We start from the raw sequence: 24,027 nt of genomic DNA, 5'->3' as shown, positions 1-24,027 counted from the left end.
ATGGCGGGTTTAGGCTGGCTGTGGTTTGGCCTGGTAGCAACGCAACGGCTGCTACCAGTGAGGGCAGAGAAGGGAAATTAGAGTTTGCCAGTGAGGTATTGCGCTTCGCCATCGGCAAAGCTCCAGTCACCTTTACTGTTGGTGATAAAACTAATCATCAAATCTGTGCCCTGTACGCCACAATTTTCCTGCAGCTCGCGCGCCAACTCTGCCATAAACAGGCACTTCTGTTCTTCACTTCTCGGGCTGGTATAAACGCGCACCATCACCAGATTATCGCTGCGCTCAAAACCCAAACCGGTGTCCTGAAAGACCATCTGGTAGCCTTTGTTTTCATGAACAATCTGATAGCGATCGCGTGCGGGCACTTTGAACGCCGTTAACACCGCGCGATGTGCAGCATCCAGCAAAGTCCGTAATTCTGCTTCAGAACGGCCCTGAATAACGTCAAATGTCAGTAATGGCATCAATAAACCCTCGTTTTTGCTCACATGAAAAGAGTAGGATGTGGCTCTATGCTGCCGCTTGCTGCCGGAAAGAAAAAGCGTGCTGGTTGAAATGATTATTTATTATTTTGAACAATGAAGATGAAAGAAATTAAAACCGATAGCCTTTGGGTCCATTTGCACTGGTTAACCGTGCTGGCTGAGCTCGGCAGTTTTACGCGTGCAGCGGAGCGCTTAGACGTCAGCAAAGCGGCGATGAGCCAAAAGATTAAAGAACTGGAAAAGATGGCCGGGGTGGCGTTGGTGCAGCGCACCACGCGCAGCGTACGTCTCACTTCCGCCGGTGAAAAGCTGGTGGATGAGCTGCGCGATCCTTTTGCGCGCATCGCGCAGAGCTTTTTCAGCGTGCGCGATGAAGCGGGACCGGTACGTGGCATGGTGCGCGTAACGGCTCCGGTAGCCTTTGCGCGTCAGCAGCTGGTGCCGATTATTGGTGATTTCTTGCGGGATTATCCGCAGGTGCGCCTGCAGCTGGATGTGACCGATCGTTTGGTCTCGCTGGGCAGTGAAGGATTTGATCTGGCGATTCGCCACAGCGATAACCTGCCGGAAACGCACGTGGCGCTGCCGCTGTGTGAAACCCACGCGCTGCTGGTGGCTTCCCCCGCCTATCTGGCACAAAACGGGGTGCCCGCTACGCCGCAGGCGCTGCAGCAGCACAACTGCCTGTATTATCCGCGGGGTTTAGAGTCGCCGCAGTGGCGCTTTCGCTTGGCCAGCGAAACCGTGCAGGTAAAGATTCAGGGCAACTTTGCCACTAACAATAGCGAGTCGATTCGTGACGCAGCATTGCAGGGAGTAGGTATCGCGATGCTGCCTGATTTCAGCGCCAGCGCGGCACTCGCCAGCGGTACGCTGCAGCAGGTGCTGCCGTAGTGGCAGACGATCGATGCCTTCGCCGATCGTTTGTGGGTGGTACGCCCGTATGCTGCACAGGTGCCACGGGCGGTGACCACCTTTATCCACTGGTTACGCGCGCGCTTTGTTGATGGGTGACGCCAGCGTGATGGGCGTATGCGTTTGCATCATTTGGCCCAACAGGCTGCTGCGGTTGTAGTGACCGAGGCGCAGGTTGAAGTCGAGATGCAACTGTTCATTGCCGCTGAGCTTAATCACCGGCGGTGGCGTATGCGGGCGCTGGTGAAACAGCACCGCGTGGGCAAACGCCTCGCTTTTCCAGCCGCTCAGGCGCTGATAGTAATAGGCGTTCGCCTCGCATTTACGCAGAAAGAGATTGACCCGGCGATATTCACGCATGGCGATTTGCTGCGCCAGCGAACCCAGTTGCTGTTCCGGCTGGGCAATCTTCTGCGTCAGCAGCGAATAATCATCGCGTTTGGTCAATTCATTGAAATAATTTTGTTCGCCGAGATGTTTAATCGGCGCGTAATGTTTTTGCCATTCACGAATAAACGGATTATTGGCTGTCGCCGCCAGGAACCAGCTCTCAATCACCGGCGCGAGATAATTAACGGTGGCATTTTCGTGATAATAACCAATCACATCCATACCACGTTCCTGATGTGCGCGATGCACCCAGGAGAGATCTTCAAATAATAACGTGCTGCAATCAATAGCAATGCCGCCATAACGTAATAGCAACTCCAGGCGAATGACTTCGCTGCGCTGCTGTGCGCTTAATTGTGAAGAGGTAAAGATAAAGTCAGGTAAAACTTCTTTTACCGTTAAGCGGTTTAATAAATGAATTTCATGATCGGGATTATCCTGACGAATCTTTTTAATATTTAACGCCATCGATTTGGGTAAATATTCATTATCCCAATACATCCACACTTTTTTTGGAATCTCTGGCAGATCTTTTTCGCCAGAAAGCAACACGATATTGTCCTCTTCGCTGGGATCGTATTCCGGCGCACAGAGCGCATTATGCTGTTTTTTCTGCAGAAAAGTCTGGCTGGTAAAGGCGAGTCTTTTCCAGTTATGCCAGAGGTTTAAGGCTGGCTGAAGGCGTTTTTTATTCATGATGCACCTGATTATTGTGATTATGGTGGCAAGGCTTCCCTGTTACTGGCGCTGAGCGCTCTTGATTATCCCTTTCTTTGTGCTGTGTAAAAAAATACTCTCCAGAGCTTAATAAAACATTCTGTGCTGTGCGGCTACCACTTTTTACTTCTTTCAGATAAAGCGGAAAATCAAGGATCCGTTAAGTTTTAAATTAACGCTGAATAACATACTGGATTGTTGTTTATTCACTTTTTTCAGCTTGAGACTATTCCTAATAAAATAAGGTTGGCGTAGCGCAGGCTGCGGATTGAATTAAAAAGTGGGCGTGAGATCACTGGTTAACCTCACTGCATTTTCCGCTGGTCTGCGGTGAGAATCCCACCATGAGTGAGGGTTAGCTACGCTTAAAGGAGGTGATTAACCAAAGGAGACACTATGCAGCGACACAACCGTGGCCTACTGGCGGTCGATAAGCAGGGCAATCGCGTGCTGTTTCTCAATCCCGAAACCTTTGCCGTTGAGCAAGAGTTAAATGCTTTTCCCCCGCGGCCGCACGAGTTACTGATGCTGCCACAGCTGGAGAAAGCGTATGTGCCGATCTACGGCGATGGCATTCACGGCGACAACCCGCATCCGGGTCACAAAGTGGCGATCATCGATCTGCGTTTGCGTCAGATCAGTGGCTTTATTGATTTGTCGCCGTTAAAAGCGCCGCACAGCGGCCAACTGGGACGTGACGGCAAAGTCTATCTCTGCTGTGAAAACAGCGCGGTGGTCGCGGTGATTGATCCGGTCAGCGATCGACTGGAAAAAACCATTCAGCTGCCGTCGCACAATGCGCACCGGCTGACGCTATCGCCTAGCGGCCGCAAACTGTTTACCGAGAACGAAGAGGATGCCAGCATTACCGTGGTGGATCTGTGCGAGGCAGAAGGGCGCATTATCGATAACATTCTGATGCCAGGAGCGATCTCAGGGATTGCTGCCTCACCGAAACATCCCTATCTGGTGGCGAGTGCCGCGGATGCGCCGCTGCTGTATGTCGTCGATCGGCAAAGTCATCGCATCCGTCAGCGCCTGACGTTACCTGGGCATCAACAACCGTGTCAGGTGGTGCGCTTTAGCGCCAATGGCGAACGACTGGTGGCGATTGGCGACCAGGAGCCGGTGGTGACGCTGTTTGACGATTTACTCAATCCGTTAGGCGATATTCGTGTTGGCAATAAACCGATGGATGGCTGCTTCAGTGAAGACAATCGCAGCTTGCTGATTGCTAACGAGGGCGACGGTTCGCTCAGCCTGATTGATCTGCAGCAGATGAAGGTGATTGCCACGCCGCAGGCCGGCAGCGGTTGTGAAGTGTTGAGCTACTTCCAGCTTAACCTTTCGGGTTAAATAAAGGGGCGATGATAAATCGCACTGCTCCAGTGGCGGCTGCTGGCATGTTTTTCTGCCTGCCAGCCGCGCTTACGCAACTCGCGCGCAATCAGTTTGTTCATGATGCCGTGTCCCACCAGCAACACCGTGCCTTGCTGCGACAGCGTGACCAGTTTATCCGCGGCCAGCCGAGCGCGTTCGCGCGCATGTTGCACCGACTCCACATGCCCGGCATAGCCGCAAAGCCACAGCAGACGCAACAGGGACAGCCAGACGGTTAGCGGCAGGTGAAGGCGCTCAAACGGCAGCGTAGGCATCGCGACTTCGCTAAATACCTCATCCACCGCGTGCGGCTGCAAACCAAGGCGCGTTAGCGACGATCGCGCGCGCGGCAGCGGGCTGGTGGCAATCACGCTGGCCTGGCGCGCAATCGTCTGACTGCGCGGCGGCGGCGAGTCGCAAATATCAGCCTGATCGTATCCTTCACACCAGTCGGCCAGCGCCCGCGCCGTAAAGCGCCCGCTAACCGGATGATCGGGTTTACCGTGTCGCATGAGAATAATGGTCATAGGGCCCCTGAGTGACGTTGCTCCAGTGTAATGCAGATGGTGCGCTTATCGTGACCCGGTGGTGGGTTTTAAGAGTAATGCCTGACTGTCATCAAAGCTTAACTCAAGTGTGCGAAAAACAGCGCGATGAAGAATCAGGCTTCTGCGCTAAATGGTAAGCAATAATCGTCAATCATGCGGCAACTGACATTTTTTTGTTCACGCGCATTAGATGTAATGTCATGAATTAATGCCTTTTTTGTCTTTTACCCCTGAGTTATAGTGAAGATTAATTAATAAATATCACTATTATCGCTTGATTTATCTACGCGCGTAGATAGACTATCTCCATAGTGATAACTCACGGTGCCAGAGACGAAGTTGGCCTTGAGATGACCCAGTTACATTTGCCTCACTAATGCGATCGATGAAAATTACATCGACGGAAACAGGCGAAGAAGCGAATTCCAACACCAGGGAATTCATTACTGATTTTTCATCCAGGTTTGCCTACTGAACGTCGCCACCGGGGAGTTCCGCTTGTTGCAAGGGAACTGACCCACGGAAGGGCGTTTGCTGTTTTTACCTCTCTCAGGGAAATGGTCATGACGGTACATCACTCCGTTTCGCAACAAAGCGCACTCAACGCCTCCTCTGCTGCCGATGCGCGGCTTGAAACCACTGCTGGCCGCAAAGACTTCTGGCGCGCCACCTTCTCCTGCTGGCTCGGCACCGCGATGGAATATGCGGATTTTGCCCTTTATGGCCTCGCTGCGGGCATCATCTTTGGTGACGTCTTCTTCCCCGAAGCCACGCCAACCATCGCCTTACTCTCGAGTTTTGCTACCTGGTCCGTTGGCTTCATTGCCCGCCCGATTGGCGCGTTGCTGTTTGGTTGGATCGGCGATCGTAAAGGCCGCAAAACGGTGATGATCGCCACCATCATTCTGATGGGCGCTTCTACCACATTAATTGGCCTGATTCCCTCCTACGCCAGCATTGGCGTGTGGGCACCGGCGTGTCTGGTGCTGCTGCGCTTTACGCAGGGGCTCGGCGCCGGCGCAGAGCTGTCTGGCGGGACCGTGATGCTAGGCGAATATGCACCGGTTGAACGTCGCGGTCTGGTGTCATCGGTGATTGCGCTGGGTTCGAACAGCGGCACGCTTATCGCCTCGCTGGTGTGGCTGGCGGTAATCCAGATGGACAAAGAGAGTTTGCTGGAGTGGGGCTGGCGCATTCCGTTCCTCAGCAGCGTGCTGATTGCGGTGGTGGCATTGTGGATCCGCCGCCATCTGCGCGAAACGCCGGTGTTTGAACGCCAGCAGGCAGAGTTACAGGCTGAGCGCAGCGCGACGCTGGCACAGGTGCAGGAAGAGGTGGACACCCGCAGCTTCTGGCAGCGCAGCCGCGCCTTCTGGACCATGGTGGGATTACGTATTGGCGAGAACGGCCCCTCTTATCTGGCGCAGGGCTTTATTGTCGGTTACGTGGCGAAAGTGCTGATGCTCGACAAATCGGTCCCCACCACGGCGGTATTTATCGCCTCGCTGCTGGGCTTCCTGATCATTCCTTTTGCGGGTTGGCTGTCGGATCGTTTTGGCCGCCGTATAACCTATCGCTGCTTCTGCCTGTTACTGATGTTCTACGCCTGGCCGGCCTTTAGCCTGATGGATAGCCGCGATCCTACCATTGTTATCGCGGTGATTGTGGTGGGTATGGCGCTGGCATCGCTGGGTATTTTTGGCGTGCAGGCGGCGTGGGGCGTCGAGATGTTTGGCGTTAAACGTCGTTACACCAAGATGGCCGTCGCCAAAGAGCTAGGGTCTATCCTTTCTGGAGGCACCGCACCGTTAGTGGCGGCGGCGCTGTTGTCGTTCACCGGACACTGGTGGCCGATTGCGGTGTACTTCACTGCGATGGCCAGCATCGGTTTCCTTACCACCTTTGTGGCTCCGGAAACGCGCGGACGCGATCTCAATCTGCCGGAAGATGCAATTTGACCAGCAGGATCGCGTAAAACATCACCTCATTGGCCGGCGCTCCCGGCCAATGGCATTTACGCAGGGGCAAAGGAATGGCGAAATCTCCAACCGGAAATGTGACGCGCACCGATGTGGCAAAAGTTGCCGGGACCTCGGTGGCGGTGGTCAGTTACGTGATCAATAACGGTCCACGCCCGGTGGCAGAAGCCACGCGGCAGCGCGTGCTGGAGGCGATTAAACAGACCGGCTATCGCCCGAATGCGGTGGCGCGTGCGTTGGCTTCCGGCAGCACCAAAACCTTTGGTTTAGTGGTGCCGAACATTGGTAACCCCTTTGTTGCCTCGATGGCGCACATGCTGTTGCAGGAGTCGATGAATCACGGCCACGTCATGCTATTGGGCGATGCAGGTGACGATCGCAAGCGCGAGCTGGAGATCATTCAGGGCCTGCTAAATCGTCAGGTTGATGGCCTGTTTTATAACAGCGTTGATCGCCATCCCTATATCGATGTGATTCAGGCCAGCGGAACGCCACTGGTGATGCTGGATCGTATTGAACCGCGTCCCGGCGTCAACATGCTGCGCGTTAATGAACGCGAAGCGGCGTGTCAGGTCACCGCGCATCTGCTCAGTCACGGTTATCAGCAGGTTGGCATGATCAGCGGCCCGCTGGACATGCTAAACGCGCAGGATCGTATTCAGGGCTGGCGCGATGCGCTGGCGCAGCAGGGTTTGCCGGCGGATGAAGCGATGATTTTCCCCGCGAACTACACGCGGCAGGGCGGTTATGACGCCGCACAGCGCATGGTGGCAAGCGGTCGCATGCCACGTGCGTTGTTTACCAGTAATGAAGGCCAGGCGATTGGCTGTATTCGTGCGCTGTCGGAACATGGACTGCGCGTGCCGCAGGATGTCGCGCTGGTGTGTTTTAACGGTACCGATCAGTCGGCGTTTCATGTGCCGACGTTGACCACCGTCCGTCAGCCGCTGCGCGATATGGCGCGTAGTGCGATTGCCATGCTCAAAAACTGGGATGGCGACGCGAAGCTGGCGGAATTCCCCCACCAGTTAGAAATTGGTGAGTCCTGTGGCTGTCAGCTCTCTCAAGCAGAATAAAACTATAACATTATGAAAAGACTAATTATTGATTGTGATCCGGGAAACGGCATTGCGGGCGCTAACACCGATGATGGTCTGGCGCTGGCGTTAGCATTGGCCTCACCTTCGCTGTCGCTTGAGCTGGTCACTACCGTGACGGGCAACACGCCGAGTGCGGTTGGAGCGCAGGTAGCAAAAGATCTGCTGCAGCGCCTGGGGCTTAACATTCCGGTGGTGCAGGGCGCCTTGCAGGCATTGCGTGAAGATCCAGCCCCCTGGCGTGCGCGTCTTGACCATGTTGCCGATGAAAAGCTCGGGGAACTGTGGCACGGCGTTCGCCAGCCGCAGCGCATTCCAGCCGATGGACATGATGCGGCTGGGGTGATGGGACAGCTGATTTGTGACAATCCCGGCGAATTTACTCTGGTGGCGATTGGCCCGCTAACCAACGTGGCGCTGGCGCTACAGCGTTACCCGCAAATGGCGGAATCGGTGGCGGAGATTGTCATCATGGGCGGCGTGTTCGCGCTCGATGATTACATCAAAGACACCAATTTTGGCCTCGATCCGGAAGCGGCGCATCAGGTGCTGCACAGCGGTGCCACCATCACGCTGGTGCCGATGGATGCCACGACGCAAACGTTGATGACCCAGCAGGACCTCACCCGCATCACCGCTAATCCGCACCCGTTGCCGCAGTTTGTGCGTGAGACATTGCGTCCGTGGATCGACTATTCGATTCGTACCCGTCACCTGCCGGGATGCTGGATTCACGATGCGCTGGTGGTGGCCTGGTTGCTCAATCAGCGCGTGGCCGACGGCGTTGATTATTACGTGGATATTGAACTGCGCCCTGGCGCAACGCGCGGGAAAAGCTGGCGTTATCGCGCGCCGCTGCGTCTGGATATTGGCGTGCCAGAGCAAACCGGCGCGCTGGTGCATGTGATGCAAACCGTCAATAATTCGCTGCTGCTGGAGATGATTGAAAAGGCGTTTAATCAATTGCAACGCTGAAGCGTTTTCCAGGTGCGCATAAATGCGCACCCTACGCTGTCCCAGGGGGGGCGCCCTTTATGGCTATCTCCTCTACAACATGACACGCTTTTTTACACCGCGAATCACTCGCTGACAATTCCCGCCACAGCCCGCCTATCTGACATGCTATATACAAATGGTTAACATATTAGTAACCCGTGAAATTATTCGCGCGGTAACTTCTACAATAAATCCGGCCAACGATCCGGAAGCTAATCAGACAGGATACCAACATGTTCAACTGGACTGCGACCCAGCGCAACGTGGCTTTTGCCAGTTTCGCGAGCTGGACGCTGGATGCGTTCGACTTCTTTATTCTGGTGTTTGTACTTAGCGATCTCGCCCAGTATTTTCACACCAGCGTCTCCGATGTTTCACTGGCCATCATGCTTACCCTCGCGGTTCGCCCGATCGGTGCGTTACTGTTTGGTCGTCTGGCCGAAAAGTATGGTCGCCGACCCATTCTGATGCTCAATATCGTGATGTTCTCGCTGTTTGAGCTGCTGTCTGCGTGGTCTCCGAGCTTCGCGGCTTTCCTCGGTTTCCGCGTGATTTACGGCATAGCGATGGGTGGGATTTGGGGCGTGGCGTCGTCGCTGGCGCTGGAAACTATTCCCGATCGTTCGCGCGGCCTGATGTCAGGCATTTTCCAGGCGGGTTATCCGTGCGGTTACCTGCTGGCGTCGGTGATTTTCGGTCTGTTCTTCGAAACGGTTGGCTGGCGCGGGATGTTCCTGATTGGCGCATTACCGATTCTGCTGCTGCCGTTCATCTACTTCAAAGTGCCGGAATCGCCAGTATGGCTGGCGGCGCGCGAGCGCAAAGAGAGCACCGCGTTACTGCCGATTATCCGTCAGCACTGGAAACTCTGCATTTACATGGTGCTGCTGATGGCCTGCTTTAATTTCTTCAGTCACGGCACCCAGGATCTTTATCCTACCTTCCTGAAGGTGCAGCACCAGTTTGATCCGCACACCGTCAGCATTATCGCCATTAGCTACAATATTGCGGCGATGTTGGGTGGGATTACCTTTGGTGCGCTGTCGGAACGTATTGGTCGCAAGAAAGCCATTATTCTGGCTTCATTCCTTGCGCTACCGGTGCTGCCGCTTTGGGCTTTCTCGAGCGGTTCGTGGATGATCGGCATCGGCGCGTTTCTGATGCAGTTTATGGTGCAGGGCGCGTGGGGTGTGGTGCCGACCTATCTCACCGAACTGGTGCCTGCCAACGCGCGTGCGGTGCTGCCGGGCTTTGTTTATCAGCTGGGGAATTTGCTCGCCTCTGTCAATGCGACCTTGCAGTCACGCATTGCCGAGGCGCACGGCGGTAACTATGGTCTGGGCATGGCGATTGTCGCCGGGACGGTAGCGGTGCTGATTTGCGTGTTTGTGGCGTTTGGTCGGGAGACGCGCGGCATCGAAATATCCGGTTCTGCCGCGCGCGAATCGCATTAAAGCGCCTCGCAGACGTCGACCCATTTTGCCGCAGTGAGCTCTGCCATGCGCTGCGGCGCAATGCGTACCGCGCTGTGAATCGAACCCGCTGCCGGCAGCACTTCGTCGAAACTGCGCAGCGACACATCGCAATAAACGGTCAGCGGATTTTCCAGCCCAAACGGGCAGACGCCGCCGACCGGATGCCCGGTCCAGTTCACCACTTCATCCACGCTTAACATGCGCGCCTTCGCGCCGAGAGCGGCTTTTAGCTTGCGGTTATCAAGACGCGCATCGCCGCGCGTCACGATCAGCACGATAGAATCCTTTACTTTCAGCGATAAGGTTTTGGCGATTTGCCCAGGCGTAACGCCATGAACGCGTGCGGCCAGCTCAACGGTGGCGGTGCTTTCCGGCATCTCAATGATATCGATATCCGGTGCATGTTCGGCTAAGAATTGCCGTACCGACTCCAGGCTCATTTTTTTCTCCGATAAAAACAGAGCATAAAAACTGCCACAAGGCTGGAAAACTGTAAACGGGAGAAAAGGAGAATCTGTAACAGAATGCGCGATCGCTACACCGCTTTTAACGTGCAGTTACCACAGCGTTCAACGTCTGGAATGCGGTAGCGCTGGCAGCAACTGCGCCGCTCCATTTCACCATTGCGTGGGATCATGGTGCGATACAGCGGGTTATCGCTGCCATCCAGTAGGGATTTAGTGAAAAACAGCGCCTGCTCCAGCTGCAACACCGTGTGTTCAGGCAGTTGGTTTTTCAGCTCACCGAGGAACCAGTAAAACGAAAAGCCCATGTTGTTCCAGATGAGTTTGGCGTTGATGTCGCCATGCTGCGTCATGCCGTTGACCGCCGGGATCAAGCATTGCTGAATTAAACGATCGATACGCTGCTGCGCACTGAGGTAGCGTGCGTCTTCATCTTCCTGCACATCCAACCAGAAGGCGCAGGGATGACCGTTCTCATGGAACTCAACGTGAATCAGATGCGGCGCGCAGTTCAGCGCGCGCGGCTCCTGCAGCAGTGCCAGCATCAGCGGCGGCAGCAATAGACCAAAATACCATTGTGCCCACAGCGACTGCAGCGGCTTGGCTTCCTGCGGCATATCGGGGTGATCGCGATAGAGATAGTCGCTGTAGCGCTGCGTCAGGAGACGATAATTGATGGGATTTGACCACTCAGCAAGCGTTAGCGTTCCGGCAGGGGCCGGTTGGCCAAGCTTAAGGTTGTCGAGCATATAGCTACGTTGCTCGCGCATCAGATCTTCCAGCGCACTCGCTAAACTGCGATCGCTCTGCATAAAGATCAGTGGATGCTCGCTGAAGCGATGATCCTGACGCGTGATGATGGCCATGCCGGTCCTGAGTGATAACGGGAATCGAGAGACAAATGATAATCGTTCCCGGTTTGTTGCACAACATTTCTGCACCGGCCAGATATAACGTTATGTCAGATCGGAGCTCGCTTGCGAGCGCGCAGGCAAATCTTCCCACGCCAGAATGGTGTTACGTCCTTGATTCTTCGCCACATACAGCGCGCGATCGGCGTTAGCAACCGCCTGGTCAAAATCGTCGGCAAAGATCGGCGCAATCCCAGCGCTGATGGTGACGTGCGTCGAGACTTTCTCATTGAAGCGGTGGGGAATTTCCAAATCCACGACGTACTGACGAATTCGCTCCGCCAGCTTCATCGCAATTGAGGCGTTGACGTTGGTCATCAGCACCAGAAATTCTTCGCCTCCGTAACGTGTCACGACATCGCGCGAGCGCACGGCATCGCGAATCGCCACAGAGACACGTGCCAGCGCCTGATCGCCCATCGCATGGCCGTAATTGTCGTTGTAAGCCTTGAAGTGGTCGATATCCAGCAGCAGCACAAAGTGGCTGCCCGCGTGGTTTTCCATAATGGTATCGAGGCGATTTTTTAGCCCACGGCGGTTATACAAACCGGTAAGCGGATCGAGCATGCTCAAATCGCTGAAACTCTCTTTCTCCTCGTACAGCTGGCTCACCAGACGACGGGTAAAGGTATCAAAGCGGCGACGCATTAAATGGTGCAGTGAAAAACCGATTAACGGCAGCATAATCGTGAATAAGATCATCATTAAATGCTGACCATCATCCAATAACAGTACAGTTAAAACCGGTGGCGTGATGTGTAAACAAAATGCGATCAAATAATCACTTAAGGCAATGGCGCTGATAAAGAACACGCTTAACAAGCTGATAATGAGAAAGCTGCCATCAAAATAGAAGACCAGATGATATCTGTGGTTAATATGCCATGCCCACAGCGCCCCTAATATAAAAGCGACAGGATTTAATAGCGGTAATTTTTGTTTTGGCGCCATTAAGCAAATAATCAGCAGCGTGCTGCTGAAGCCCGCAACCAGCGCCACCGGCAGCGATCGTACCGGGCTATCACTGCCTAAAATCGGCAGCAGGCAAAAAAGCGAAACGGCGACATTGAGAAACAAAAATAGCATCAGCGACAGCCGATATTTACTGTGTTTCAACTCATCATAAGATTGTAATTTCATTATTATTCTCGTGACAGCCCTGATATATCAAAGCGCTACCCGGAAGAGATAATATCCGAATAGAGAGCACGTTATTGTTGTGTTGGCGATATTGTTATCGGCGGCAATTTAGCATTTTCCAGTAATTCTGTCATCCGGGATGGCTTGTGATAAAAAATTCGCTGCAAGATGAGAAATATTATCATATGATAATACGAATATTTATCATTTGAGGGTTGCGCGATGATCATGGCGATGATGGCCGCCTGCGGCTTATGGGGTGTGAGCTGGATAATGGGTAAACGTCTGGACAGCGGGTGGGGCGTGTTACTACCTTGCGCAGCGATGCCGATTTTCGCGTTATGGGAACCGAGTTTCAGCCAATGGCGCGTGGTGATGATCGTAGCGCTGCTGCTGACCGTGGTGATGCTGTTTCACCATCGCCTGCGTCACTATTTGTTGCTGCCTTCATGCCTGGCGCTGGCAGGCGGGTTGGCGGCGGTGTCGGTCAATTTCCACGTTATCTGATAAATCGCAGAAACGACAACATCACGCTAAGAGCGTGAAGTTCGTTGGAAAAATCTTTTTGGGAATTTACTGCCGGGAAGGAGTGACAACTGTTGGTGCGAAGGGAGGGACTTGAACCCTCACGTCCGTAAGAACACTAACACCTGAAGCTAGCGCGTCTACCAATTCCGCCACCATCGCATCTTAGTTGTCTGTTTATATCATCGCATTGGTGCGAAGGGAGGGACTTGAACCCTCACGTCCGTAAGAACACTAACACCTGAAGCTAGCGCGTCTACCAATTCCGCCACCATCGCTCAGTGCGTACGATATAAACTGTGTGATTATTAGTTTGGTGCGAAGGGAGGGACTTGAACCCTCACGTCCGTAAGAACACTAACACCTGAAGCTAGCGCGTCTACCAATTCCGCCACCATCGCAAACTAACAACACTCTAAAGTATTGCTAACCACGGAGGCGCATTTTAGAGATTTTACTCATTGCGTCAACACATATTTCGCGACGGCAAAACGATCGCTGTAAAAAGCAACGTTTCTGCCGTCGCGCTGGTATTATCGCGGATTAACGCGTTTTGGCACCGCGACCATACACGGCACGGTACACTTTGAAGCGGCCGGTTTGCGCCAGCACTTCGTGGTTGCCGAAGGTTTCATCCAGAATCTGCGGATAGGGCAGGAAGGCGTTGGCCACGATACGCAGTTCGCCACCGCTGTTTAGATGCTTAAGCGCACCGCGAATCAGCGTGTTGGCCGCTTCCAGGCTGGTTTGCAGACCATCGTGGAACGGCGGGTTGGAGATGATCATGTCAAAACGGCCGGTCACGTCAGAGAACACGTTGCTGGCAAACACTTCACCTTCGAGTTCGTTCGCCGCCAGCGTCGCTTTACTGGCTTCAATGGCGGCGGCATGGACATCACACAGCCACAACCGCACGCGCGGCGACACTTTGGCCATCACGGTCGCCAGCACGCCGCTGCCACAGCCGATATCCAACACTTTGCCACGGAAGTGCGGCGTCAGCGTGGAGAGCAGCAGATCGCTGCCGATGTCCAGACCATCGCGGCTGAACACGCCTGGTAAAGTGTGGATGGTGAGATCGTCGAGCTGATAAGTATTACCGTAGCCGCTGGCGTCAAAGCTTGGCTGCTTATCGAGACGACCGTGATACAGGCCACAACGGCGCGCGCTGTCGACTTTCTCCAGTGTCGCCCACGCCTCCAGCATGCCTTCGGCGCTGCGCACGCCACTGCGGTTTTCACCCACCACGAAGATATCGCAGCCAACCGGCAGCAGTGACAGCAGGTTCTGCAGCTGGAACTGCGCTTCGGGTTTGTTTTTCGACCAGTAATAGACCAGCGTATCGCAGCCTTCAACATCTGCAGCCGTGGCAACCATGCTGTAAACCGCACGTTCACCGAGGCGATGGCTAAGGTTCTGCCAGTGATGATATTGCTGGGTATGCACGCGGCTTGACGCGGTTTCTAGCTGGGCGGGCAGGTCATCCTGCAGGTCGCCAGCGAACAACACGTTGCGGGCGGTAAATTCATCACTGTGGCGCAGAATCACTTCGCTGGCCGGGGTAAAAGCAGACATGGAGCACTCCTGTTAAATCAGAGCGGCGATTATAGTGCTTTGTTGGCGCATGTTCGATGGGTTTGCTAGCATAGCGTCGCATTCTGGCAGCATAACGGGTAATAGCATGAGCACAAGGCGCGACTGGCTTCTACAGCAAATGGGGATCACGCAGTATCAGCTGCGGCGTCCGCGCGTGCTGCAAGGGGAAATTGCCGTCACGCTTTTACCCGACACGCGTTTAGTCTTGGTGGCCGAACAGGCGCCAACGCTGCAAGAACCGCTGATTCGCGACGTGCTGCGCGCGCTGAATATCCAACCTGCGCAGGTGATGGCGTTGACGCCAGAGCAGCTACAAATGCTGCCGGAGCAGGTTGACTGCGCCGGCTGGCTGCTGGGCGTCGAGAGCGAACATCCCTTTAACGGCATAACTTTCACCACCGCCGTTTTCAATGAACTGATCAGCAGCGGCGCGGCAAAACGCGCCCTGTGGCAACAGATGTGTAACCATGATAGCCATCTCTTTAGTCACCCCTGAAGACCAGCCGCAGCTGCTGGCGATTGAGCGCCGCGCGCATGCCTTTCCGTGGAGCGAACAGACGTTTGCCAGCAATCAAGGCGAACGTTTTGTGAATTACCGTATTGAATCCGACGGTAAGCTGGCCGGATTCGCCATCACCCAAGTGGTGCTGGATGAAGCATCGCTGTTCAACATTGCGGTAGATCCTGATTTCCAGCGTCGCGGCTATGCACGCCAACTGTTGCAGCATCTGATTGCTGAGCTCGAGCAGCGCGACGTGATGACGCTGTGGCTGGAAGTGCGCGCCTCAAATACGGCGGCGATTGCCCTGTATGAGCAGTTGGATTTCCACGAAGTCAGCGTACGCCCTAACTATTATCCCACTGCCAGCGGACGAGAAGATGCCATCATTATGGCGCTAACGCTTTAAGGAGCACCATGCTAAACGATTGGGACTGCATCCTGTTTGATGCAGACGACACGCTTTTCCATTTTGATGCTTATGCCGGTTTGCAGCGTATGTTCGCGCAATATGACGTGCAGTTCAGCGCGCAGGATTACAGCGATTATCAGGCGATCAACAAACCGCTGTGGGTGGATTATCAGAACGGCACCATTTCGGCGCTGCAGCTGCAAACGCGTCGCTTCACCTTGTGGGGCGAAAAACTTAGCGTGGCACCGGAAGTGCTCAACAGCGATTTTCTCAGTGCGATGGCCGATATCTGCCTGCCGCTGGAGGGCGCTGCACATCTGCTGGCGACGCTGAAGGGCAAAGTGAAGATTGCCATCATCACCAACGGGTTCACCGCGCTGCAGCAGGCGCGCCTGGAACGCACGGGATTCCGTGATGTTTTCGATGCGCTGGTGATTTCTGAGCAAGTCGGCGTGCCGAAACCGGACGTGGCGATTTTTGATCATACCCTGGCCTTGCTCGGTAACCCGGATCGTAGCCGCGTACTGATGGTCGGCGATACACCGGAATCGGACATTCTCGGCGGCATGAATGCTGGCCTGAAGACCTGCTGGATCGATCACGGCACGCGTCCGTTACCAGAACAGATCACGCCAACCTGGCAGGTAAAAACGCTGGCCGAGCTGGAAGCGTTAATTACTGAAGGTTAAAGTATCTATTCATCGTTAACCTCATGATGATGCTAAGAAGCCCGCTGTGCGGGCTTTTTTTATGTTATTATCTATGCATAAATCTATTCACGAATCTATTCATTCGGCAAGGTGACGGCAATGGCTGATATACAAAGTTTGCTGTTGGAAGGGCCGCTTAGCGCAGCGGATCTGCTGGCTCGATTGCCTATCAGCCAGGCTACACTTTCACGCCAGCTGCGGCAGCAGCCGCAGATTGTGAAATGGGGTAAAGCGCGTGCGACACGTTATGCGTTGCTGCGGCCTATCCGTGGTGAAAACCGTTTCCCGCTGTACCGCATTTCTGCTGAAGGCCAGTCAACGTCCGCAGGCACTCTGTTACCAACCTGGCCGCAGGGCAGTTGTCTGCATCTGGACCAGCACGGTCAAGGCCACTTTTACGATGGCTTACCGTGGTTCCTGCAGGAGATGCGTCCGCAAGGCTTTCTGGGCCGACAATGGGGCCGGGAATTTGCGTCACAGCTCGGGCTGACTGACGATATTCGTCTCTGGAGTGACGAGCAGTGCCTGATGGCGCTGGCGAACGGCGGGATTGATATGCCGGGTGCTTTTATTGTTGGTGACATAACATATCAGCGTTGGCTGCAACAGCCCGCACCGCAAGCCATCAGCGAAGCGCAAAAAAGCGTGCGCTATCCGCAGCTGGCGCAACAGGCGCTGAGTGGTGATGAACCGGGATCCTCTGCCGGTGGTGAACAACCCAAATTCCTTGGCTATGCCGCAACGGCGAATGGCGAGCGCCATTGTCTGGTGAAATTCACAGTGGCACGTCAAAGCGAAAATGCTGAACGCTGGCGTGATTTATTACGTGCTGAGCATCTCGCATTGCAACATATGCAAGCAGCCGGGTTACCTGCCGCACATAGTCAACTGATTGACACTGAAGGACAATTATTTCTTGAGGTGCAGCGTTTTGATCGCGTCACTCAGCGCGGTCGTCGCTGCATGAGTTCACTCGAAGCGATAAGCGCTGAATTTATCGGTCAGCAGCAATTTTGGCCCGGCGCATTGCGTGAGTTGCAGCATCAGCAGCGTATTGATACTGCAGCAGTAGAGCGTGGGACATTGCAATGGGCATTTGGGCGCTTAATTGCCAATAGTGATATGCACGCGGGCAATCTGTCATTTTTTACTGATGATGAACGTTTCAGTCTGACACCGGCTTACGACATGTTGCCAATGGCACTGGCACCCAATTCTCAGGGGCATATGCGCGATGAGGTTAAAATGACGCTGGACTTCACGCTGCCCGCAACGATATGGCGCGCAGCCAGCGTGATGGCAAAAACCTACTGGCAGGCGATTGAAGCTGATGCTGCGTTCAGCGAGAACTTCCGCAGCATCGCCGAGCAGGCATTACAGCAACTGGAGGCGATGCAGGTGACGTTGCACAAAATGGCTTAACGCCCTTTTTCTGTCTCTGATGCCGCTGCTTCTTCTTCCTCTTTCTCATTATCCTCTTTCACCGTGCGGCTCGCCGTCAGCAGGAACGGCGATTGCTGCCAGCGGGTGCGGCGGTCGCGTAACAGGGTTCGCGTCAGGATAATGCCGATGGCCAGCGCCAGTAACATCATCAGACGCAGGATGTTAGTGGTGTTATCCACCTGGCGTGATTCGGTCACCAGTACATGAGTATCCAGCGTCACACGCAGAAAACCTTGCGGGCCATCTTTGCCTTCCAGCGGCTGCACAATTTGATGGTTAAAGTAGCTGCCAGCGCGTTTGCCATCCAGCGACAGGCGATCGCGTACGTTAATGCCCTCACCGCTGTGCGCCACCAGGCTGCCATCATCGGCGTAAACCGAGGCATCAAGAATGCGGCTGTTGTCGGTCATTTGGTTGAGGATCGCGGCAATCTGCGTGCGGTTATCGTCGCTGTTATCCATCAGCGGTTTGAGGCTAAACGCCACCTGTTTGGTCAGGGTGCGCGCCAGCTCTTCCACTTGTTCAGAGCGGGCCATTTGATGGCCGAGGCTAAACCAGGATGCGCCTTGCATCAGCACCACTAACAGAGCCAGCGAGATAAGAACAATCACCGTGCGATGCAGGCGAAATTTCAGTGCGGTTTTGACCATCAGAAACCCGTGTGATGTAACAGCAGAAAGGCTGGCAATTATGTTGCCAGAACCCGCGCAGACAAGGTAGCCTCTTGCGTGGTTTTGTTGTCCCTACAGGAGCTGTAATGCCAAATCGTCTTACCTGGTGCGATCTGCCCGCCGATGTCTCACTTTGGCCGGGTTTACCCCTTTCCCTCAGCGGTGATGAAGTCATGCCGCTGGATTACCGTGCTGGTCGGACTGGCTGGCTGCTGTATGGGCGCGGACTCGATAAACAAAAACTGACCGATTATCAGCACAAGCTCGGTGCGGCGATGGTGATCGTCAGCGCCTGGAATGTCGATGAGTATCAGGTGGTACGGTTAGCCGGTTCGCTGACGCCGCGTGCTAGTAAACTGGCGCATGAAGCCGGTTTCGATGTGGCACCGCTCGGCAAAATTCCGCATCTGAAAACGCCAGGTTTACTGGTGATGGACATGGATTCTACCGCCATCCAGATTGAGTGCATTGATGAGATCGCCAAACTGGCGGGCTGCGGCGAGCAGGTGGCGGAAGTCACCGAACGCGCGATGCGCGGCGAGCTGGATTTCAAAGCCAGCCTGCGCGAGCGCGTGGGCACCTTAGCGGGCGCCGATGCCAATATTCTGATGCAGGTGCGCGATGCGCTGCCGCTGATGCCAGGCTTAACCACGCTGGTGCAGAAACTGCAGGCGCTGGGCTGGCAGGTAGCGATCGCCTCGGGTGGCTTCACTTTCTACGCCGACTATTTGCGCCAGACGCTGCATCTGGCAGCAGCAGTCGCTAATGAGCTGGAAATTCGCGACGGCAAGCTGACCGGCCAGGTGCTGGGACAGATTGTCGATGCCCAATTTAAAGCCGATACCCTGAATGATTTGGCCCAACGCTTTGACATCGCCCCGGAACAAACCGTGGCGATTGGCGATGGTGCTAACGATCTGCCGATGATTAAAACCGCGGCGCTGGGTATCGCCTATCATGCTAAACCTAAAGTGAATGAGCAGACGGAAATCATCATCCGCCATGCTGACCTGATGGGGGTGTTCTGCATCCTGACCGGCAGCCTGATTCACGAAGAGCGTTAACTGAGGATTTGATTTGGCCAAAGCGGCAAAACGCGCCTTCGTTTGTAACGAATGCGGCGCTGATTATCCACGCTGGCAGGGGCAATGTAGCGCCTGCCACGCATGGAACACCATCACCGAGGTGCGCATTGCCGCCTCGCCTGCGGCAGCGCGTAACGAGCGTCTGAGCGGTTATGCCGGCGGCAACGCGGGCGTTAGCCGCGTGCAGAAGCTGTCGGAGATCAGTCTTGAAGCGCTGCCACGTTTCTCTACCAGTTTCAAAGAGTTCGACCGCGTACTGGGCGGCGGCGTGGTGCCGGGCAGCGCCATCTTGATTGGCGGTAATCCGGGTGCCGGTAAATCGACGCTGCTGCTGCAGGTGATGTGTAAGCTGGCGGAAGGGATGAAAACCCTGTACGTCACTGGCGAAGAGTCGCTGCAACAGGTGGCGATGCGCGCCCATCGTCTGGGATTGCCGACCGAAAATCTGAATATGTTGTCGGAAACCAGCATTGAGCAGATCTGCCTGATCGCCGAGCAGGAGCAGCCGAAACTGATGGTGATCGACTCAATCCAGGTGATGCACATGGCGGAGATCCAGTCGTCGCCGGGCAGCGTGGCACAGGTGCGTGAAACCGCCGCGTACCTAACGCGCTTCGCCAAGACGCGCGGGGTGGCGATCATTATGGTCGGCCATGTCACCAAAGATGGCTCGCTGGCCGGTCCGAAAGTACTGGAACACTGTATCGACTGTTCGGTGATGCTGGATGGTGATGCCGATTCGCGTTTCCGCACCTTGCGCAGCCACAAAAACCGTTTCGGTGCGGTGAATGAGCTCGGCGTGTTCGCCATGACCGAGCAGGGCATGCGCGAAGTGAGCAATCCGTCGGCTATCTTCCTGTCACGCGGTGATGAGATCACCTCGGGCAGTTCGGTGATGGTGTTGTGGGAAGGAACGCGTCCGCTGCTGGTGGAGATTCAGGCGCTGGTCGATCACTCAATGATGGGTAATCCGCGCCGCGTAGCGGTAGGTCTGGAGCAGAATCGCCTGGCAATCTTACTCGCGGTGCTGCATCGCCACGGTGGTTTGCAGATGGCGGATCAGGACGTGTTCGTCAACGTGGTTGGCGGGGTGAAAGTCACCGAAACCAGCGTCGATTTGGCGCTGCTGATGGCGATGGTCTCGAGCTTCCGCGATCGTCCGCTGCCGCAGGATCTGGTTATCTTTGGCGAAGTGGGGCTCGCGGGCGAAATTCGTCCGGTGCCGAGTGGTCAGGAGCGTATTTCCGAAGCGGCGAAGCACGGCTTTAAGCGCGCTATCGTCCCGGCCGGCAATGCACCGAAGAAGCCGGTAGAAGGGATGAAGGTGTATAGCGCGAAGAAGCTGGCGGATGCGCTGGCGATTCTGGATGAGTTGTAAGTTTTGCCGGTCGGCATGAATGCCGACCCTACGTACGTAGGGTGCGCATTTATGCGCACCGTCTTAAAGGCCGCACCGCCCTTTATTCCACGCAGGAGGCACTAAATGTCATCGTTTGACTACCTGAAAACAGCCATTCGCCAGCAAGGCCACACGCTGCAGCAGGTTGCCGACGCCAGCGGAATGACCAAAGGCTACTTAAGCCAGCTGCTCAACGCCAAAATTAAAAGCCCCAGTGCGCAGAAGCTGGAAGCATTGCACCGTTTTCTGGGCCTGGAATTTCCGCGCCGAGACAAAACCGTTGGCGTGGTGTTCGGTAAATTTTATCCGCTGCACACCGGTCACATCTATTTGATCCAACGCGCCTGCAGCCAGGTGGATGAACTGCACATCATCATGGGTCACGACGATCCGCGCGATCGTGAACTGTTTGAAAACAGCGCCATGTCGCAGCAGCCGACCATCAGCGATCGTTTACGCTGGCTGCTGCAAACCTTCAAATACCAGAAAAATATCCGTATTCACTCATTCAACGAAGAGGGCATCGAACCTTATCCGCACGGCTGGGATGTGTGGAGCGGCGGCGTTAAAACGTTTCTGGCTGAGCAGGGCATTGAGCCGAATTGTGTTTACACCAGTGAAGAGCCTGATGCCGCGATGTATGAGCAGCACCTCGGCATTCCGGCGGTGGTTGTCGATCCCAACCGATCGTTTATGAACATCAGCGGCGGCCAGATTCGTCAGGATCCGTTCCGCTACTGGGAATATATTCCTACCGAAGTGAAGCCGTTCTTCGTGCGCACCGTAGCGGTGTTGGGCGGTGAATCGAGCGGTAAATCAACGCTAGTGAATAAGCTGGCCAACATCTTCAATACCACCAGCGCGTGGGAATATGGCCGCGACTATGTCTTCTCGCACCTCGGCGGCGATGAGATGGCGCTGCAATATTCCGACTACGACAAAATCGCGCTGGGACAGGCGCAGTACATCGATTTCGCGGTGAAATACGCCAGCAAAGTCGCCTTTATCGATACCGATTTCATTACCACGCAGGCATTTTGCCTTAAGTATGAAGGGCGCGAGCATCCGTTTGTGCAGGCGTTGATTGATGAGTACCGTTTCGATCTGGTGATTCTGCTGGAGAATAACGTGCCGTGGGTGGCGGATGGTTTACGCAGCCTCGGCAGCTCAATGGATCGCCGTGAATTCCAGACCATGCTGGTCACCATGCTACGCGAAAATAATATCGAGTTTGTCCACGTTAAAGAGGATGACTACGATGCGCGATTCCTGCGCTGTGTGGAGTTGGTGAAGCAGATGTTAGGCAGCTAATTCAGCAATAAAAAAGGCGCCAGTCGGCGCCTTTTTCACGTTATAACAATTACTTGGTCATACGCTTGTACTTGATACGCTTTGGCTCCAGCGCGTCGGCGCCGAGGGTGCGTTTCTTGTACTCTTCGTACTCGGTAAAGTTACCTTCGAAGAACTCCACCTTGCCTTCATCCTGATAGTCAATGATGTGCGTGGCGATACGGTCAAGGAACCAACGGTCATGCGAGATCACCATGGCACAGCCTGGGAATTCCAGCAGGGCGTTTTCCAGCGCGCGCAGGGTTTCGATGTCGAGGTCGTTGGTCGGTTCATCGAGCAACAGCAGGTTGCCGCCCACTTGCAGCAGTTTCGCGAGGTGCAGACGACCGCGTTCACCGCCTGACAGCTCACCCACGCGTTTGCCCTGATCGGTGCCTTTGAAGTTGAAGCGACCAACGTAAGCACGGCTTGGCATCTCGGTGTTGCCCACGCGCATGATGTCCTGGCCGCCAGAAACTTCTTCAAACACGGTTTTGGAATTGTCCATCGCGTCACGGAACTGATCCACTGACGCCAGCTTGACGGTTTCGCCCAGCTCGATGGTGCCGGAATCCGGTTGCTCCTGACCTGACATCATGCGGAACAGGGTCGATTTACCCGCGCCGTTCGGACCGATAATGCCGACAATCGCGCCTTTCGGTACCGAGAAAGTCAGATCGTCGATCAGTACGCGATCGCCATACGATTTCTTCAGATTGGTCACTTCCAGCACTTTGTCGCCAAGGCGCGCACCCGGTGGAATGAAGAGTTCGTTGGTTTCGTTACGCTTCTGGTAATCGGTGTTGTTCAGCTCTTCAAAGCGTGCCAGACGGGCTTTGCCCTTAGACTGACGGCCCTTCGCGCCTTGACGCACCCACTCCAGCTCTTTCTCAATCGATTTGCGACGAGCGGCTTCAGAAGAAGCTTCCTGCGCCAGACGCTGATCTTTTTGCTCCAGCCAGGAAGAGTAGTTACCTTCCCACGGAATACCTTCGCCGCGGTCCAGTTCCAGAATCCAGCCTGCGACGTTATCGAGGAAGTAACGGTCGTGCGTGATCGCCACAACGGTACCTTCGAAGTCGTGCAGGAAGCGCTCAAGCCACGCCACGGATTCCGCATCCAGGTGGTTAGTCGGTTCGTCGAGCAGCAGCATGTCTGGTTTTTCCAGCAGCAGACGGCACAGCGCGACGCGGCGGCGTTCACCACCCGAGAGCGTAGCGATTTTGGCATCCCAATCCGGCAGACGCATCGCATCTGCCGCACGATTCAGCTGCGTATCGAGGTTATGCCCGTCGTGCGCCTGGATCACTTCTTCCAGACGACCCTGTTCGGCGGCTAGCTTGTCGAAATCGGCATCCGGATCGGCATACAGCGCATAAACCTCGTCAAGGCGCTTCAGCGCACCCACCACTTCGGAAACCGCTTCTTCCACGGATTCACGCACGGTGTGTTCCGGGTTGAGCTGCGGTTCCTGCGGCAGATAGCCAACATTGATGCCCGGCTGTGGGCGTGCTTCCCCTTCGATATCGGTATCGATACCGGCCATGATGCGCAGCAGCGTCGATTTACCCGAACCGTTCAGGCCGAGGACGCCGATTTTTGCTCCAGGGAAGAAGCTAAGTGAAATATTCTTCAGGATGTGACGCTTCGGCGGAACGACTTTGCCGACGCGATGCATGCTATAGACGAATTGAGCCACGTTGTATTGAGCCTTTTGGTCTGTGAGTGGTGGACTACTGATGCAGAAGTTTAGCCGTTTTCCCCTTTTATTCATACCCGTCATACTTCGAGCTGCAGCGGCGTTGGCTGCGTGTGTCCACCCCAGTCACATACTTATGTATGTGACTGGGGATGAACC

At 54.9% G+C, this 24,027-nt stretch carries 22 protein-coding genes, 3 tRNA genes and 1 pseudogene; 14 read left to right on the top strand and 12 right to left on the bottom strand.

The features are described from left to right. Positions 1-77 precede the first annotated feature (77 nt). Entirely contained in the window at positions 78-467 is a 390-nt protein-coding gene (locus tag WFL93_RS14885) for a tautomerase family protein (protein WP_007886812.1), read from the bottom strand. A gap of 120 nt (positions 468-587) precedes the next feature. On the opposite strand from WFL93_RS14885, the pseudogene WFL93_RS14880 reads away from it, so the two are divergent. Continuing rightward, positions 588-1,502 (top strand): annotated as a pseudogene (locus WFL93_RS14880) (LysR family transcriptional regulator). Here the strand turns inward: WFL93_RS14880 and WFL93_RS14875 are convergent. After that, entirely contained in the window at positions 1,476-2,489 is a 1,014-nt protein-coding gene (locus WFL93_RS14875) for a glycosyltransferase family 32 protein (protein ID WP_336778466.1), read from the bottom strand. The pseudogene WFL93_RS14880 and the gene WFL93_RS14875 sit on opposite strands and share 27 nt — an antisense overlap. 417 nt (positions 2,490-2,906) lie before the next feature. On the opposite strand from WFL93_RS14875, the gene WFL93_RS14870 reads away from it, so the two are divergent. Further along, positions 2,907-3,866 carry a YncE family protein gene (locus tag WFL93_RS14870; RefSeq protein WP_336778465.1) on the top strand — a complete coding sequence of 320 codons (960 nt, stop codon included), beginning with the start codon at positions 2,907-2,909 and terminating at the stop codon, positions 3,864-3,866. Here the strand turns inward: WFL93_RS14870 and WFL93_RS14865 are convergent. Then, entirely contained in the window at positions 3,863-4,417 is a 555-nt protein-coding gene (locus WFL93_RS14865) for a histidine phosphatase family protein (RefSeq protein ID WP_336778464.1), read from the bottom strand. The two genes, WFL93_RS14870 and WFL93_RS14865, sit on opposite strands and share 4 nt — an antisense overlap. Before the next feature lie 584 nt (positions 4,418-5,001). Between WFL93_RS14865 and WFL93_RS14860 the strand changes: the two genes are divergently transcribed. The 4 genes from WFL93_RS14860 to WFL93_RS14845 all read left to right on the top strand — a co-directional run bounded on the left by WFL93_RS14860 (position 5,002) and on the right by WFL93_RS14845 (position 9,964). Further along, positions 5,002-6,396: an MFS transporter gene (locus tag WFL93_RS14860; protein ID WP_336778463.1), complete on the top strand. Its 1,395-nt coding sequence runs from the start codon at positions 5,002-5,004 to the stop codon at positions 6,394-6,396. 74 nt (positions 6,397-6,470) lie between these two features. Next, complete coding sequence (locus WFL93_RS14855) at positions 6,471-7,493, top strand: LacI family DNA-binding transcriptional regulator (protein WP_336778462.1); 1,023 nt, start codon at positions 6,471-6,473, stop codon at positions 7,491-7,493. Between the two features lie 12 nt (positions 7,494-7,505). Continuing rightward, entirely contained in the window at positions 7,506-8,489 is a 984-nt protein-coding gene (locus WFL93_RS14850; RefSeq protein WP_049851404.1) for a nucleoside hydrolase, read from the top strand. A gap of 254 nt (positions 8,490-8,743) precedes the next feature. After that, the gene (locus WFL93_RS14845) at positions 8,744-9,964 is read left to right on the top strand and encodes an MFS transporter (RefSeq protein WP_336778461.1); all 1,221 of its coding nucleotides are present in this window, start codon (positions 8,744-8,746) and stop codon (positions 9,962-9,964) included. Here WFL93_RS14845 and WFL93_RS14840 read toward each other — a convergent pair. The 3 genes from WFL93_RS14840 to WFL93_RS14830 all read right to left on the bottom strand — a co-directional run bounded on the left by WFL93_RS14840 (position 9,961) and on the right by WFL93_RS14830 (position 12,500). Further along, on the bottom strand, positions 9,961-10,425 hold the full coding sequence (locus WFL93_RS14840; RefSeq protein ID WP_049851406.1) for a YbaK/EbsC family protein: 465 nt from the start codon (positions 10,423-10,425) through the stop codon (positions 9,961-9,963). The genes WFL93_RS14845 and WFL93_RS14840 overlap by 4 nt on opposite strands. Before the next feature lie 95 nt (positions 10,426-10,520). Then, a complete protein-coding gene (fhuF, locus tag WFL93_RS14835) occupies positions 10,521-11,315 on the bottom strand; it encodes a siderophore-iron reductase FhuF (protein WP_336778460.1) in 795 nt (264 codons plus the stop codon). Between the two features lie 90 nt (positions 11,316-11,405). Beyond that, a complete protein-coding gene (locus tag WFL93_RS14830) occupies positions 11,406-12,500 on the bottom strand; it encodes a GGDEF domain-containing protein (protein ID WP_049851408.1) in 1,095 nt (364 codons plus the stop codon). 222 nt (positions 12,501-12,722) lie between these two features. Here WFL93_RS14830 and WFL93_RS14825 point away from each other — a divergent pair, with 222 nt between their 5' ends. After that, the gene (locus WFL93_RS14825) at positions 12,723-13,007 is read left to right on the top strand and encodes a DUF1435 domain-containing protein (RefSeq protein WP_336778459.1); all 285 of its coding nucleotides are present in this window, start codon (positions 12,723-12,725) and stop codon (positions 13,005-13,007) included. A 93-nt stretch (positions 13,008-13,100) separates the two neighbouring features. On the opposite strand, the gene WFL93_RS14820 is transcribed toward WFL93_RS14825, so the two are convergent. From WFL93_RS14820 to rsmC, 4 genes are all read right to left on the bottom strand, one after another. After that, a tRNA-Leu gene (locus WFL93_RS14820) sits at positions 13,101-13,187 on the bottom strand. A 29-nt stretch (positions 13,188-13,216) separates the two neighbouring features. After that, positions 13,217-13,303 (bottom strand) — tRNA-Leu (locus tag WFL93_RS14815). Positions 13,304-13,339: 36 nt separating this feature from the next. Then, positions 13,340-13,426: transfer RNA gene (locus WFL93_RS14810), tRNA-Leu, on the bottom strand. A gap of 142 nt (positions 13,427-13,568) precedes the next feature. Beyond that, on the bottom strand, positions 13,569-14,600 hold the full coding sequence (gene rsmC / locus WFL93_RS14805) for a 16S rRNA (guanine(1207)-N(2))-methyltransferase RsmC (protein ID WP_336778458.1): 1,032 nt from the start codon (positions 14,598-14,600) through the stop codon (positions 13,569-13,571). Positions 14,601-14,706: 106 nt separating this feature from the next. On the opposite strand from rsmC, the gene WFL93_RS14800 reads away from it, so the two are divergent. The 4 genes from WFL93_RS14800 to yjjJ all read left to right on the top strand — a co-directional run bounded on the left by WFL93_RS14800 (position 14,707) and on the right by yjjJ (position 17,664). Next, complete coding sequence (locus WFL93_RS14800) at positions 14,707-15,117, top strand: DNA polymerase III subunit psi (protein WP_036620286.1); 411 nt, start codon at positions 14,707-14,709, stop codon at positions 15,115-15,117. Further along, the gene (gene rimI / locus WFL93_RS14795; protein WP_336778457.1) at positions 15,089-15,529 is read left to right on the top strand and encodes a ribosomal protein S18-alanine N-acetyltransferase; all 441 of its coding nucleotides are present in this window, start codon (positions 15,089-15,091) and stop codon (positions 15,527-15,529) included. The genes WFL93_RS14800 and rimI overlap by 29 nt, the downstream gene beginning before the upstream one ends. An 8-nt stretch (positions 15,530-15,537) precedes the next feature. Further along, complete coding sequence (gene yjjG, locus WFL93_RS14790) at positions 15,538-16,221, top strand: pyrimidine 5'-nucleotidase (protein ID WP_049851411.1); 684 nt, start codon at positions 15,538-15,540, stop codon at positions 16,219-16,221. A gap of 120 nt (positions 16,222-16,341) precedes the next feature. Further along, positions 16,342-17,664, top strand: a complete 1,323-nt coding sequence (gene yjjJ, locus WFL93_RS14785) for a type II toxin-antitoxin system HipA family toxin YjjJ (protein WP_336778456.1) — start codon at positions 16,342-16,344, stop codon at positions 17,662-17,664. Here the strand turns inward: yjjJ and WFL93_RS14780 are convergent. Further along, positions 17,661-18,335 (bottom strand): YtjB family periplasmic protein, encoded by a 675-nt coding sequence (locus tag WFL93_RS14780; protein ID WP_336778455.1) that lies wholly within the window; start codon positions 18,333-18,335, stop codon positions 17,661-17,663. The two genes, yjjJ and WFL93_RS14780, sit on opposite strands and share 4 nt — an antisense overlap. A 107-nt stretch (positions 18,336-18,442) precedes the next feature. On the opposite strand from WFL93_RS14780, the gene serB reads away from it, so the two are divergent. From serB to nadR, 3 genes are all read left to right on the top strand, one after another. After that, positions 18,443-19,420 (top strand): phosphoserine phosphatase, encoded by a 978-nt coding sequence (gene serB, locus WFL93_RS14775; protein WP_007886866.1) that lies wholly within the window; start codon positions 18,443-18,445, stop codon positions 19,418-19,420. 13 nt (positions 19,421-19,433) lie between these two features. Further along, positions 19,434-20,819, top strand: coding sequence for a DNA repair protein RadA (gene radA, locus WFL93_RS14770; protein ID WP_007886867.1), 1,386 nt, complete (start codon positions 19,434-19,436; stop codon positions 20,817-20,819). A gap of 105 nt (positions 20,820-20,924) precedes the next feature. Further along, complete coding sequence (gene nadR / locus WFL93_RS14765) at positions 20,925-22,151, top strand: multifunctional transcriptional regulator/nicotinamide-nucleotide adenylyltransferase/ribosylnicotinamide kinase NadR (protein WP_007886868.1); 1,227 nt, start codon at positions 20,925-20,927, stop codon at positions 22,149-22,151. A 49-nt stretch (positions 22,152-22,200) separates the two neighbouring features. Here the strand turns inward: nadR and ettA are convergent, their stop codons facing one another. Beyond that, the gene (ettA, locus tag WFL93_RS14760; RefSeq protein WP_008101764.1) at positions 22,201-23,868 is read right to left on the bottom strand and encodes an energy-dependent translational throttle protein EttA; all 1,668 of its coding nucleotides are present in this window, start codon (positions 23,866-23,868) and stop codon (positions 22,201-22,203) included. Positions 23,869-24,027 lie beyond the last annotated feature (159 nt).

Origin of the sequence: Pantoea sp. USHLN256 (genome assembly GCF_037149875.1) — a bacterium.
In the GTDB taxonomy this organism is placed as follows: Bacteria; Pseudomonadota; Gammaproteobacteria; order Enterobacterales; family Enterobacteriaceae; genus Pantoea; species Pantoea nemavictus.
The sequence above is the reverse complement of the archived record's forward strand: the minus strand, read 5'-3'. Positions and strand labels throughout refer to the sequence as shown.

What these genes read in the sequence shown, in the direction of transcription:
- serB (WP_007886866.1), top strand. Translation starts at nt 18,443, where the DNA reads ATGCCAAATCGTCTTACCTGGTGCGATCTGCCCGCCGATGTCTCACTT.
- WFL93_RS14885 (WP_007886812.1), bottom strand. Translation starts at nt 467, where the DNA reads ATGCCATTACTGACATTTGACGTTATTCAGGGCCGTTCTGAAGCAGAA.
- WFL93_RS14850 (WP_049851404.1), top strand. Translation starts at nt 7,506, where the DNA reads ATGAAAAGACTAATTATTGATTGTGATCCGGGAAACGGCATTGCGGGC.
- WFL93_RS14870 (WP_336778465.1), top strand. Translation starts at nt 2,907, where the DNA reads ATGCAGCGACACAACCGTGGCCTACTGGCGGTCGATAAGCAGGGCAAT.
- WFL93_RS14840 (WP_049851406.1), bottom strand. Translation starts at nt 10,425, where the DNA reads ATGAGCCTGGAGTCGGTACGGCAATTCTTAGCCGAACATGCACCGGAT.
- WFL93_RS14865 (WP_336778464.1), bottom strand. Translation starts at nt 4,417, where the DNA reads ATGACCATTATTCTCATGCGACACGGTAAACCCGATCATCCGGTTAGC.
- WFL93_RS14860 (WP_336778463.1), top strand. Translation starts at nt 5,002, where the DNA reads ATGACGGTACATCACTCCGTTTCGCAACAAAGCGCACTCAACGCCTCC.
- yjjJ (WP_336778456.1), top strand. Translation starts at nt 16,342, where the DNA reads ATGGCTGATATACAAAGTTTGCTGTTGGAAGGGCCGCTTAGCGCAGCG.
- yjjG (WP_049851411.1), top strand. Translation starts at nt 15,538, where the DNA reads ATGCTAAACGATTGGGACTGCATCCTGTTTGATGCAGACGACACGCTT.
- rimI (WP_336778457.1), top strand. Translation starts at nt 15,089, where the DNA reads ATGATAGCCATCTCTTTAGTCACCCCTGAAGACCAGCCGCAGCTGCTG.
- WFL93_RS14800 (WP_036620286.1), top strand. Translation starts at nt 14,707, where the DNA reads ATGAGCACAAGGCGCGACTGGCTTCTACAGCAAATGGGGATCACGCAG.
- nadR (WP_007886868.1), top strand. Translation starts at nt 20,925, where the DNA reads ATGTCATCGTTTGACTACCTGAAAACAGCCATTCGCCAGCAAGGCCAC.
- WFL93_RS14845 (WP_336778461.1), top strand. Translation starts at nt 8,744, where the DNA reads ATGTTCAACTGGACTGCGACCCAGCGCAACGTGGCTTTTGCCAGTTTC.
- rsmC (WP_336778458.1), bottom strand. Translation starts at nt 14,600, where the DNA reads ATGTCTGCTTTTACCCCGGCCAGCGAAGTGATTCTGCGCCACAGTGAT.
- WFL93_RS14875 (WP_336778466.1), bottom strand. Translation starts at nt 2,489, where the DNA reads ATGAATAAAAAACGCCTTCAGCCAGCCTTAAACCTCTGGCATAACTGG.
- fhuF (WP_336778460.1), bottom strand. Translation starts at nt 11,315, where the DNA reads ATGGCCATCATCACGCGTCAGGATCATCGCTTCAGCGAGCATCCACTG.
- WFL93_RS14855 (WP_336778462.1), top strand. Translation starts at nt 6,471, where the DNA reads ATGGCGAAATCTCCAACCGGAAATGTGACGCGCACCGATGTGGCAAAA.
- WFL93_RS14780 (WP_336778455.1), bottom strand. Translation starts at nt 18,335, where the DNA reads ATGGTCAAAACCGCACTGAAATTTCGCCTGCATCGCACGGTGATTGTT.
- WFL93_RS14825 (WP_336778459.1), top strand. Translation starts at nt 12,723, where the DNA reads ATGATCATGGCGATGATGGCCGCCTGCGGCTTATGGGGTGTGAGCTGG.
- WFL93_RS14830 (WP_049851408.1), bottom strand. Translation starts at nt 12,500, where the DNA reads ATGAAATTACAATCTTATGATGAGTTGAAACACAGTAAATATCGGCTG.